We start from the raw sequence: 11,610 nt of genomic DNA, 5'->3' as shown, positions 1-11,610 counted from the left end.
ACGCGGGCCCGGAGGCGCGCTTCTGTCCGGCCGGCGTCTACGAGTTCATCAAGAACGACAGCAACGAAGATCGCTTGCAGATCAACGCGCAGAACTGCGTGCACTGCAAGACCTGCGACATCAAGGATCCGACGCAGAACATCGTGTGGGTCACGCCGGAAGGCGGCGGCGGGCCGAATTACCCGAACATGTAACGCATACGTACCCCTGCGCCCGCGGGCGCGAACGAACCGGAGTGAGACGATGAGCAATGCAGCGAAGGAAGTCGTGGTGGTGAGCGGTGTCCGTACCGCGATCGGCGATTTCGGCGGTAGCCTGAAGGATTTCTCGCCGACCGATCTCGGTGCGAAGGTCGTGAGCGAAGTGCTGTCGCGCGCGAACGTGCCGGGCGATGCGGTCGGGCACGTCGTGTTCGGTCACGTCGTGAACACTGAGCCGAAGGACATGTATCTCGCGCGTGTCGCGGCGATCAATGGCGGCGTCGCGCAGCATGCGCCGGCGCTGACGGTGAACCGTCTGTGCGGCTCGGGCCTGCAGGCGATCGTGTCGGCCGCGCAGACGATCATGCTGGGCGACGCCGACGTCGCGATCGGCGGCGGCTCGGAGAACATGAGCCGCGCGCCGTTCAGCGTGCCGTCCGCGCGTTTCGGCCAGCGCATGGGCGACGCGAAGCTCGTCGACATGATGCTCGGCGCGCTGCACGACCCGTTCCAGACGATCCACATGGGCGTGACGGCCGAGAACGTCGCGAAGAAATACGGCATTTCGCGTGAAGCGCAGGATGCACTCGCGCTCGAATCGCATCGTCGCGCGGCGCGCGCGATCGCCGAAGGCCGCTTCAAGGATCAGATCCTGCCGATCTCGATCCGCACGAAGAAGGGCGAGGTTGCATTCGACACCGACGAACACGTGCGTCACGACGCCGGCTCCGACGATTTCACGAAGCTCAAGCCGGTGTTCGTGAAGGAGAACGGCACGGTGACGGCCGGCAACGCGTCGGGCATCAACGATGCGGCCGCCGCGGTGCTGATGATGAGCGCGGACGCCGCGCGCGCGCAAGGCGTGAAGCCGCTCGCGCGTCTCGTCGCGTATGCGCATGCGGGCGTCGATCCGGCGTACATGGGCATCGGTCCGGTGCCGGCCACGCAGAAGGCGCTCGAGCGCGCGGGCCTGAAGATCACCGATCTCGACGTGATCGAGGCGAACGAGGCGTTCGCCGCGCAGGCCTGCGCGGTCACGCAGGAGCTCGGCCTCGATCCGGCGAAGGTCAACCCGAACGGCTCGGGCATTTCGCTCGGCCACCCGATCGGCGCGACGGGCGCATTGATCACGGTCAAGGCGCTGTACGAACTCAAGCGCATCGGCGGGCGTTACGCGCTCGTGACGATGTGTATCGGCGGCGGTCAGGGGATTGCGGCGATCTTCGAGAACATCTGATAATCGACTGCTTAGCACCCGAACACACAGGAATCGTATGGCTATCGAAACCGTCGGCGTCGTGGGCGCCGGAACCATGGGCAACGGCATTGCGCAAACCGCAGCCGTTGCAGGACTCAACGTCGTGCTGATCGACGTCAGCGATGCGGCGCTCGACAAGGGCGTCGCCGCACTGAAGGGCAGCCTCGAGCGGCTCGTGTCGAAGGACAAGCTCGATGCCGGCGCACGCGACGCCGCACTCGCGCGCATCACGACGTCGACCGATTACGCGAAGCTCGCCGCGGTCGACATCGTGATCGAAGCCGCGACCGAGAACGTCGAGCTGAAGAGCCGCATCCTGAAGCAGATCGAGTCGGTCGCGCGGCCCGATGCGATCATCGCGACCAACACGTCGTCGATCTCGATCACGTCGCTCGCGGCGCTGCTCGCCGATCCGTCGCGCTTCGTCGGCATGCACTTCTTCAACCCGGTGCCGCTGATGCCGCTCGTCGAGATCATCCGCGGGCTGCAGACGAGCGACGCGACCGCGTCGGCCGTGCGCGCGCTGACCGAGCGTTTCGACAAGTCGCCGATCGGCGTGCGCAACGCGCCGGGCTTCGTCGTGAACCGGATCCTCGTGCCGATGATCAACGAAGCGTTTTTCGTGCTGGCCGAAGGCATCGCGTCGGCCGAGGAGATCGACGCGGGGATGAAGCTCGGTGCGAACCATCCGATCGGGCCGCTCGCGCTGGCCGATCTGGTCGGGCTCGACGTGTGCCTCGCGGTGATGGACGTGTTCCTGAAGGACTTCGGCGACACGAAATACCGTGCGTGCCCGCTGCTGCGCGAGATGGTGTCGGCCGGGCGCCTCGGGCGCAAGACCGGGCGCGGGGTGTACGACTACAGCAAGTAAGCGGCGCGTCGGTGCCACTTCGTGCGGCCGCCTTCGGGCGGCCGTTTGTTTGTGCGGGGCCGTTAGGCGCGCAGCACGGACAGATCAGATCCAGCCGGACGTACTCGTTTCCCCGACACGCGCCGGCTCCCAGACTCGAAGGAAATCGCTTCCTCTAGCGTTTTCTCAGTAGTTTCCCTTAAACGGGCCTGTCGGTATTTTCCCCTAGCGAGCCCTGCCACCCGCTGCGCGCATCGCATCGCCGCAATCCCCGACAAATCCCGCCCGGCCGCACCGGCATTGGCTTTCACGTCATTCGCACGGTTTTGGTTCAGCCACGCTTTCGTGCCCATATTCGATGCATTACCAAAGGTATGGAAAAGCGCACAGAAAATGTATCTGGAGCCGCGTAATTGGATTGATACGCTGCGTTCACTGTTCAGTGCATCAGCGCCGTCAACCACGCAGGAGCGGCATCGAGTCCACGCAGCCAGCGCGCGATCGATGACGACTCGTCCGAAGTTCGCGGCTTCTCTTACCAGTTAGTCGGGATGACAGAATGGCCCCAAATCTGACGTTTGCACCGGGCGACGTACTTCCCCCGGGGGCAATCCACACTGACGGTGCGCCGTCGATCGCCCGGTCGAGCATCGCGACCGGAAACGACATCCTGACCGTCAAGCACCTGTCGAAGGTTTTCGGTCCGAAGCCCGAGCGTGCGATCGAGATGCTGAAGCGCGGTGTCGGTCGCAACGAGATTTTCGCCGAGACCGGCAACATGGTGGCGGTCAACGACGTGAGCCTGAGCGTGAGGGCCGGCGAGATCTTCGTGATCATGGGGCTGTCTGGTTCCGGCAAGTCGACGCTCGTGCGCCTGCTCAACCGGCTGATCGAGCCGACGTCCGGCCAGGTCGTGCTCGAAGGCCGCGACATCGCACCGATGTCGACACCGGAGCTGCGCGACGTGCGGCGCCAGAAGATGGCGATGGTGTTCCAGTCGTTCGCATTGCTGCCTAACCGAACCGTGATCGACAACATCGCGTACGGGCTCGAAGTCGCGGGCATCAAGAAGGCGCAGCGCTACGAAGTCGCGCGTGCCGCGCTGGAGCGCGTCGGCCTCGGCTCGTACGAAAAGCTGCTGCCGAGCGAGTTGTCCGGCGGCATGCAGCAGCGCGTCGGGCTCGCTCGCGCACTGGCGGTCAATCCGTCGGTGCTGTTGATGGACGAGGCGTTCTCCGCGCTCGATCCGCTGATCCGCTTCGAAATGCAGAACGAGCTGCTGCGCCTGCAGAAGGAGGAGCAGCGCACGATCGTGTTCATCTCCCACGATATCGAGGAAGCGGTGAAGATCGGCGGCCGCATCGGCATCATGAAGGACGGCTGCCTGATCCAGGTCGGCACGCCGGCCGAACTGATCCAGACGCCGGCGGACGACTACGTGCAGGACTTCTTCCGCAACGTCGACGTGTCGCGCTTCCTGAAGGCCTCCAGCATGATGACGAAGGTCGAGCGCGGGCTGCTTCGCTGCGATGCGGGCACGCCGTCCGATCGTTACCTGAACCAGCTGATCGACAGCGGCGCCGAATGCGGTTACGTGTGCGACGAGGCCGGCCATTACCTCGGCTGCGTCACGCCCGCCACGCTGCACCGGTCCGGCGCGCGGCCGATTCGCGACGCATTCCTGAACGACTTCAGCGCGGTGTCGATCGATACGGATCTGCATCGACTCGCATCGATCGCGCTGACCCAGCAGCACGACGTGCCGGTGACGGACGCAGCAGGACAACTGGCAGGCGTCGTGTCCTGCCGGACGATACTCAAGCAGATGATGCAACGGAGGGCAGCATGAATTCGTCGGTGATCGGGAAGTTCGCGGAAGACTTCGTCAATTTCCTGTTTCTGCACTTTCGCGGCGGTTTCGACACGTTCTCGGCGGGGCTCGGCGCGGTCGTGAAACTGCTCGAAGACGGGCTCGGCGCCGTGCCGTTCGCCGCGATGGTCGTGCTCCTGGTCGGCCTCGCGCTGTGGCGCCGCGGCATCGTGTTTTCGATCTTCGTCGGCTTCGCGCTGCTCGTGATCCACTACATGGGCTTGTGGGCGCAGACGGTATCGACGCTTGCGCTCGTCATCGCGGCGACCTTCTTCAGCCTGGTGATCGGTGTGCCGCTCGGCATCTGGGGCGCTCGCAACAACCGGATCGGCATGATCCTGCGCTCGCTGCTCGACTTCATGCAGACGATGCCCGCGTTCGTGTACCTGATCCCGGCCGTGATCCTGTTCGGGCTCGGACGCGTGCCGGCGGTGATCGCGACGATCGTGTTCGCCATGCCGCCGGTCGTGCGGCTGACGACACTCGGGATCCGCCAGGTGCGCGACGAACTGATCGAAGCCGGCCGCTCGTTCGGCAGCACCGACTGGCAGCTTCTGTGGAAGATCCAGTTGCCGAACGCGCTGCCGTCGATCATGGCCGGCGTGAACCAGACGATCATGATGGCGCTGTCGATGGTGGTGGTCGCATCGATGATCGGCGCGGGCGGCCTCGGCGAATACGTGCTGAGCGGCATCCAGCGCCTCGACATCGGGATCGGCTTCGAAGGCGGGCTGGGTGTCGTGCTGCTCGCGATCGTGCTGGACCGCCTGACGGAAAGCTTCGGCGTGAAGGCGAAGAAGAAGGTGAAGAAGCCGATCGCGCGTGCCGGCAAGGGCGCCCCGCGAGGTGCGGCTCGCACCTGACGGTCACGGCAGTTGAAGGCAGCTGAAGGACGATGACGCGCCGCGGCCACGGTGCCGCGGCGCAATCGCTGTAGCAGTGCGTAGAGACCAGAAACGCCGCTCGAAGGCGTTCCTCACCCCTGAAAGACTCGCGTGATTAACAAGGAGTACTAGATGAAAGCCCATACGTTCAAGTCGCTTCTGGCGAAACTTGCGGTATCGACGGTGGTTGCCTGCAGCGCAGGTGTGGGAGCGGCGTCGGCGGCCGAGCCGGTCAAGATCGCGGTGACCAACTGGGCGGACGTGCTGGCGGTGGCCAACGTCGCGAAGTACGTGCTCGAAACGCAGCTCAAGCAGCCGGTGGAGTTCGTGCAGGCCGCGATCGGCATCCAGTACCAGGGCGTCGCGCGCGGCGATCTCGACATCATGGTCGGCGGCTGGCTGCCGGTCACGCATGGGACGTACTACGCGAAGTACAAGAACGACCTCGATGACGTCGGCATCATCTACACCGGCGGCAAGAACGGCTGGGCGGTGCCGACCTACGTGCCGGAATCGGAGCTGTCGTCGATCGCCGACCTGAACAAGCCGGAAGTCAAGAGCAAGCTGAACGGCACGATCCAGGGCATCGAGCCGGGCGGCGGCCTGATGCAGGCATCCGAGAAGACCATCAAGGCCTACAACCTGGACGGCTACAACCTGCAGGCATCGAGCGAGGCGGGGATGCTGGCGAGCGTGTCGCGCGCGTACCAGTCGAAGCAGTGGATCGTCGCGACGGTCTGGAGCCCGCACTGGCTGTTCCAGAAGTGGCAGATGCGCTACCTGAAGGATCCGAAGGACACGCTGGGCGGTGAAGAGCAGATTCACGCGTTCGCATCGAAGAAGTTCGCCGGCAAGTTCCCGCGCGCCGACGTGTTCTTCAAGCACCTGAAGCTGACGCTCGCCGACGTCGAAGCGATCGAATTCGACGGCAACAGCACGAACGACTACGCGACGGCCGCGAAGAAGTTCGTCGATGCTCATCCGGAGAAGCTGAAGGCCTGGTTGCAGCAGTAAAGCCGCGCCGCGGTGGCGCGGGCGACGCGATCGGCGTCGCTCGCGTAGCCCGGCCGCGCATATCGCCGCAAGCCGAGGACGGTGCCGCAACGCGCGCGCCGGCTTGCGGCGGGCGGTCCAGGCAGTCGATGCAGCACGTCGCGAATCGCGTCGCGGAGTCTACAAGTGAACGAGAACGCCCGCTTTTTTTCCGAAACGCTTCAGAGTCGGGATCCGGTGATCGCATCGGAGATTGCGCTGGAGCTGCGCCGCCAGCAAACCCACATCGAGCTGATCGCGTCCGAGAATATCGCGTCGGCGGCGGTGCTGGAGGCGCAGGGCACCGTACTGACGAACAAGTACGCGGAAGGATATCCGTCGCGGCGGTACTACGGCGGGTGCGACCACGTCGACCGGATCGAGGCGCTCGCGATCGACCGCGCGTGCGCGCTGTTCGACGCCGGATATGCGAACGTGCAGCCGCATTCGGGCGCGCAGGCCAACGGCGCGGTGATGCTCGCGCTGGTCCGGCCCGGTGACACGGTGATGGGCATGTCGCTCGATGCGGGCGGCCATCTCACGCACGGCGCGCGGCCGGCGCTGTCGGGCAAATGGTTCAACGCGGTGCAGTACGGCGTGAGCCCGGACACGCTGCGCATCGACTACGACGACGTGCGCCGGCTCGCCGAGCAGCATCGCCCGAAGTTGATCATCGCGGGTTACTCGGCCTATCCGCGTGCGCTCGACTTCGCCGCGTTCCGCGACATCGCGGACAGCGTCGACGCGAAGCTGATGGTCGACATGGCGCACATCGCGGGCATCGTTGCGGCCGGCCGCCATCAGAACCCGCTGCCGTTCGCCGACGTGGTGACGTCCACCACGCACAAGACGCTGCGCGGCCCGCGCGGCGGCTTCATTCTGACGAAAGACGCCGATGTGGCGAAGCAGGTCGATTCGGCGGTGTTTCCGGGGTTGCAGGGCGGCCCGCTGATGCAGGTCATCGCGGGCAAGGCGGTCGCATTCGCCGAAGCGCTGCGCCCGGAGTTCACGCGCTATATCGATCAGGTGCTGCGCAACGCGCAGGCGCTCGCGCGCGTGCTGACCGACGGCGGCCTGACGCTCGTCACGGGCGGCACCGACAACCATCTGCTGCTGGTCGACCTGCGCTCGCGGCGCATGACCGGCACGCAGGCCGAGAAGGCGCTGGAGCGCGCGGGCATTACCTGCAACAAGAACGGGATTCCGTTCGATACGGAGAACCCGACCGTCACGTCCGGCATCCGGCTCGGCACGCCGGCCGGCACCACGCGCGGGTTCGGTCCCGCGCAGTTCGAGCAGATCGGCGAAATGATCGTCGACGTGCTGTCGGCGCTCGAGCGCGAGCCGGGCGGCGACGAAGTGGTCGAGCGCGCGGTACGGACCCGCGTGCGCGATCTGTGCAACCAGTTCCCGATTTACGCGCATGCGGAGGCGTTTGCCTGATCCAGGAATCGGGCGGGCCGGGGCCTTCGTCCCGGTTTCGTATCGAATCGATCGGCGCGGCTGCACGAACGCAGCGGCGTGCCGACGACGTTTGTCGAATTGCAGGTTCCGCGTGTGCCGCGACGCTTCAATGAGGTGTCCGATACAACGTCGGCCTGGTCCATCCACTTTGATGAGGAATTGAAATGAGCTTCGAAGGCGTACACACACCGCTGGTCACCCCGTTCGACGCGGACGGCGAAATCGATCACGCATTGCTCGGCAGGCATGCTGCCGATCTCGCCGGCCGCGTGTCGGGGCTGGGGATCGGCGGGACGACGGGCGAATACTACGCACTGAGTTTCGACGAGCGCGTGCGGACGTTCGACACGGTCGCGGCCGCGGCCGGCGGCAAGACGTTCCTGACCGCGGGCATCAACGCGACGACGACGAAAGAGGTGCTGCGTCTGGGCCGGGAAGCGAAGCGCGCGGGATTGAATGCATTGCTGGTCGCGGCGCCGTACTACGCGCAGCCGACGCAGCAGGAGTTGCTCGCGCATCTGCTCGCGGTCGACGATGCGCTCGACATGCCGATCATGCTGTACAACTTTCCGGCGCGCACGGGCACCGAGATCGGCGATGCGCTTCTCGAGAAGTTGCTCGAGCGCAAGAACTTCGTCGCGATGAAGGAAAGCACCGGCGACATCGCGCATCTGCATCATCTGTCGACGCATTTCAGCGGCCGGCTGGTGCTCAGTTGCGGGATGGACGATCAGGCGCTCGAATTCTTCGCATGGGGTGCGCGCAGCTGGGTCGGCGGCGCGTCGAACTTCCTGCCGGAAGCGCACACCGAGCTGTTCGACGCCTGCGTGAAGCGCGGCGATTTCGCGACCGGGCGCAAGCTGATGGCGCAACTGCTGCCGGTGCTCGAACTGCTCGAGCGCAGCGGCAAGTTCATTCAGTACGTGCGTTACGGCTGCGAGCTGGCCGGGCTGCCGGTCGGCGTCGCGCGCGCACCGCTCGGCGCGCTGTCGGGCGACGAGCGCGACGCGTTCGCGAAGCTCGTCAAACCGCTGATCCGCGACGGCCGGTAAGCCATCATGGGCTCGACTTTGGAATTCGCGCGGTTTCCGGCGCCGGACGGCATGAACGGCTGGTGGGAGAGCTTGCCGCCCGCGCCGGACGCGCGCACCGTCACGTCCGACACCCGGTTCGACTGGGTCGTGATCGGCGGCGGCATCACCGGGCTGTGCGCGGCGCGCCGGCTCGCGGAGCTCGCGCCCCACGCGAGCATCGCGCTGGTGGAGGCCGACCGGGTCGGACGCACGACGGCCGGGCGCAATTCCGGATTCTTCGTCGACCTGCCGCACGACATCAGCAGCGAAAGCTATTCGCGCAGCATCGACGCAGATCGTGCCGATGTCCGCTTCCAGCGGCACGGCATCGACTATGTCCGCTCGATCGTGCGGCGCTTCGGCATCGACTGCGACTGGCGCGACGACGGCAAATACCACGCGTCGGTCAACAAGAAGGGTGCGGCGGCGCTCGCGCATTTCGCCGACGGGCTGGCGCGCATCGGCGAAGCGTTCGAATGGCTCGACCAGCCGGCGATCCAGGCCGTGACCGGCACCGGTTTCTACACGGGCGCGCTGTTCACGCCGGGCTGCAGCACGGTGCAGCCGGCCGCGCTGATGCGCGGCCTGGCGGCGACGCAGCCGGACAACGTGACGGTGTTCGAGCTCAGCGCGGTCACGGCGATCGAACAGCGCGGCGACACGCGGGTGCTGCATTTCGCGCGCGGCAAGATCGTCGCGAAGCAGGTGGTCCTGTGCACGAACGCGTATGCGGCGACGTTCGGCCGGCATTCGAACGGCTTGTTGCCGGTCTATACGTTCGCGTCGCTCACGCGCCCGATGAATCCGGACGAAGTGGCGAAACTCGGCGGCACGCGCTCCTGGTCGCTGATCCCGGCCGACCCGATGGGCACGACGGTGCGGCGCCTGATCACCGATCGTATTTGCGTGCGCAACCATTTCGCGTTCCGGCCGGACGTGACGGTGTCGCAGGCCGATCTCGCGAAGGCGCGCAGCCTGCATCAGCGCTCGTTCGAGCGCCGTTTCCCGATGCTCGGCGGCGTCGAGCTCGAATACACGTGGGGCGGGCCGCTGTGCCTGTCCGCGAACAACGGCGCGCTGTTCGGCAGGCGCGACGACGGGCTTTACGAAGCGATCGGATGCAACGGCCTCGGCCTGAGCCGCGGGTCGGCATCCGGCAAGCTGATCGCCGAATATGCGCTCGGCGAATCGCACGATCTCGTGCGGCAGTTGTTGAAGCAGCCGCATCCGCGCCCGCTGCCGGTCCGGCCGCTCGTCGACCTGGCCGTGTCGGCGACGATCTGGGCCAAGGAATTCTCGGCCGGCGCCGAACTTTGATTTTTGAGGAAACGACATGACGACCCATCAGGACTGGATTCAAAAGGCGCAGGCACTGTCGCTCGACGGTCGCGCATTCATCGCGGGCAAACGCAGCGCGGCAGCATCGGGCGAGACGTTCGGAACGCTCAACCCCGCGTCCGGCAAGGTGCTCGCCGAAGTCGCGCGCTGCAGCGAGCGCGACGTCGATCACGCGGTCGCGGCCGCGCGCGACGCATTCGAATCCGGCGTGTGGTCGAAGGCCGCGCCCGCGCACCGCAAGGCGGTGCTGCTTCGGCTCGCGCAGCTGATCGACGCGCATGCGGACGAACTCGCACTGCTCGAGGCGCTGGAGGCCGGCAAGCCGATCGGCGAATGCCTGGGGCTCGACATCCCCGAGTCGGCCGCATGCATTCGCTGGCACGCCGAGGTGACCGACAAGCGCTACGACGCGTTGTCGCCGTCCGGTGCGGGCGTCGTCAGCATGATCACCCGCGAGCCGATCGGCGTCGTCGGCGCGGTGCTGCCGTGGAATTTCCCGGCGCTGATGCTCGCGTGGAAGATCGGCCCGGCGCTGTCGGTCGGCAACAGCGTGGTCGTGAAGCCGGCGGAGCAGACGTCGCTGTCGACGCTGCGCATCGCCGATCTCGCGGCCGAGGCCGGCGTGCCGCCGGGCGTGTTCAGTGTCGTGACGGGCTTCGGCGGCGAGGCCGGCGAAGCGATCGGCCGCCATCCCGACGTCGATCTCGTCGCGTTCACCGGCTCGACTGCCACCGGCAAGCGGTTCCTGCACTATTCGGCCGATACGAACCTCAAGCGCGTCGTGCTCGAGTGCGGCGGCAAGAATCCGCAGGTGATCCTGCCGGACGTCGCGAATCTCGATGCCGCGGCCGAACAGGCGGTCGCGGCCGCGTTCTGGAACATGGGCGAGAACTGCAGCGCCGGCTCGCGGATCCTCGTGCCGTCGAGCCGCAAGGCGGAACTGCTGGAGAAGATGCAGGCCGTGCTCGCCGGCTGGAAGACCGGCGATCCGCTCGATCCGGACGTGAAGCTGGGCGCGCTGATCGAGCAGAAGCACTGCGAGAAGGTGCTCGGCCATATCGAGCAGGCGAAGGCCGAAGGCGCACGCGTGGCGTGCGGCGGGCGCGCGATCCTGACCGACACCGGCGGCTGGTTCGTCGAGCCGACGATCTTCGACCGGGTGACGCCGCAGATGAGCATCGCGCGCGACGAGGTGTTCGGGCCGGTCGTGTGCTTGATCGAATACGACGACGTCGACGATGCGGTGCGGATCGCCAACGACACGTGCTACGGGCTGGCCGCGTCGTTGTGGACCGACAACGTGAACAGCGCGCACAAGGTCGCCGCGCGGATTCGTGCGGGCACGGTCACGGTGAACTGCTTCGGCGAAGGCGATCTGACGACGCCGTTCGGCGGCTTCAAGCAGTCCGGCTTCGGCGGGCGCGACAAGTCCGTCTACGCGCACGATCAATATTGCGAGTTGAAGACCACCTGGCTGAAGCTCGACTGAGTGCGCGCGAGCGGCGCCGCAGCACGCCGGGCCCCGCGCGGCCCGGTTGGCGGCATGCGCGGCAGCGGCGTCGGACGCCCGCGCACGCCGCGGCTCGATCGCGATGCCGCGCTGCACGATGTCGCGGGAGCACGGCCGCATATCGCGCGACC

General features: G+C 66.4%; 10 protein-coding genes. All 10 read left to right on the top strand.

All coding sequences use genetic code 11. The annotated features are described in order from the left end of the window. The coding region (locus O1Q03_RS39190; protein WP_269511330.1) for a 4Fe-4S dicluster domain-containing protein at positions 1–194 on the top strand (194 nt) is incomplete at its 5' end. Between the two features lie 49 nt (positions 195–243). Next, positions 244–1,437, top strand: coding sequence for a beta-ketothiolase BktB (bktB, locus tag O1Q03_RS39185; protein ID WP_269511328.1), 1,194 nt, complete (start codon positions 244–246; stop codon positions 1,435–1,437). Between the two features lie 37 nt (positions 1,438–1,474). After that, positions 1,475–2,329, top strand: coding sequence for a 3-hydroxybutyryl-CoA dehydrogenase (locus tag O1Q03_RS39180; protein ID WP_269511326.1), 855 nt, complete (start codon positions 1,475–1,477; stop codon positions 2,327–2,329). 538 nt (positions 2,330–2,867) lie between these two features. Further along, the gene (locus O1Q03_RS39175; protein WP_269511324.1) at positions 2,868–4,157 is read left to right on the top strand and encodes a quaternary amine ABC transporter ATP-binding protein; all 1,290 of its coding nucleotides are present in this window, start codon (positions 2,868–2,870) and stop codon (positions 4,155–4,157) included. Next, positions 4,154–5,041: an ABC transporter permease gene (locus O1Q03_RS39170; protein ID WP_269511322.1), complete on the top strand. Its 888-nt coding sequence runs from the start codon at positions 4,154–4,156 to the stop codon at positions 5,039–5,041. The genes O1Q03_RS39175 and O1Q03_RS39170 overlap by 4 nt, the downstream gene beginning before the upstream one ends. A gap of 153 nt (positions 5,042–5,194) precedes the next feature. Further along, entirely contained in the window at positions 5,195–6,076 is an 882-nt protein-coding gene (locus tag O1Q03_RS39165; protein ID WP_269511320.1) for a glycine betaine ABC transporter substrate-binding protein, read from the top strand. A 165-nt stretch (positions 6,077–6,241) separates the two neighbouring features. Beyond that, positions 6,242–7,537, top strand: a complete 1,296-nt coding sequence (gene glyA, locus O1Q03_RS39160) for a serine hydroxymethyltransferase (RefSeq protein ID WP_269511318.1) — start codon at positions 6,242–6,244, stop codon at positions 7,535–7,537. Between the two features lie 185 nt (positions 7,538–7,722). Beyond that, complete coding sequence (locus tag O1Q03_RS39155) at positions 7,723–8,610, top strand: dihydrodipicolinate synthase family protein (RefSeq protein WP_269511317.1); 888 nt, start codon at positions 7,723–7,725, stop codon at positions 8,608–8,610. A 6-nt stretch (positions 8,611–8,616) separates the two neighbouring features. Further along, entirely contained in the window at positions 8,617–9,948 is a 1,332-nt protein-coding gene (locus O1Q03_RS39150; RefSeq protein WP_269511315.1) for an NAD(P)/FAD-dependent oxidoreductase, read from the top strand. Positions 9,949–9,964: 16 nt separating this feature from the next. After that, on the top strand, positions 9,965–11,458 hold the full coding sequence (locus tag O1Q03_RS39145) for an aldehyde dehydrogenase (RefSeq protein ID WP_269511313.1): 1,494 nt from the start codon (positions 9,965–9,967) through the stop codon (positions 11,456–11,458). The last annotated feature ends 152 nt before the right edge of the window (positions 11,459–11,610 follow it).

The sequence above is a fragment of the Burkholderia sp. IMCC1007 genome, assembly GCF_027257875.1.
In the GTDB taxonomy this organism is placed as follows: domain Bacteria; phylum Pseudomonadota; class Gammaproteobacteria; order Burkholderiales; family Burkholderiaceae; genus Burkholderia.
This window is presented reverse-complemented; position numbering and strand designations above follow the sequence as displayed.

What these genes read in the sequence shown, in the direction of transcription:
- O1Q03_RS39155 (WP_269511317.1), top strand. Translation starts at nt 7,723, where the DNA reads ATGAGCTTCGAAGGCGTACACACACCGCTGGTCACCCCGTTCGACGCG.
- bktB (WP_269511328.1), top strand. Translation starts at nt 244, where the DNA reads ATGAGCAATGCAGCGAAGGAAGTCGTGGTGGTGAGCGGTGTCCGTACC.
- O1Q03_RS39175 (WP_269511324.1), top strand. Translation starts at nt 2,868, where the DNA reads ATGGCCCCAAATCTGACGTTTGCACCGGGCGACGTACTTCCCCCGGGG.
- O1Q03_RS39150 (WP_269511315.1), top strand. Translation starts at nt 8,617, where the DNA reads ATGGGCTCGACTTTGGAATTCGCGCGGTTTCCGGCGCCGGACGGCATG.
- O1Q03_RS39180 (WP_269511326.1), top strand. Translation starts at nt 1,475, where the DNA reads ATGGCTATCGAAACCGTCGGCGTCGTGGGCGCCGGAACCATGGGCAAC.
- O1Q03_RS39170 (WP_269511322.1), top strand. Translation starts at nt 4,154, where the DNA reads ATGAATTCGTCGGTGATCGGGAAGTTCGCGGAAGACTTCGTCAATTTC.
- O1Q03_RS39165 (WP_269511320.1), top strand. Translation starts at nt 5,195, where the DNA reads ATGAAAGCCCATACGTTCAAGTCGCTTCTGGCGAAACTTGCGGTATCG.
- O1Q03_RS39145 (WP_269511313.1), top strand. Translation starts at nt 9,965, where the DNA reads ATGACGACCCATCAGGACTGGATTCAAAAGGCGCAGGCACTGTCGCTC.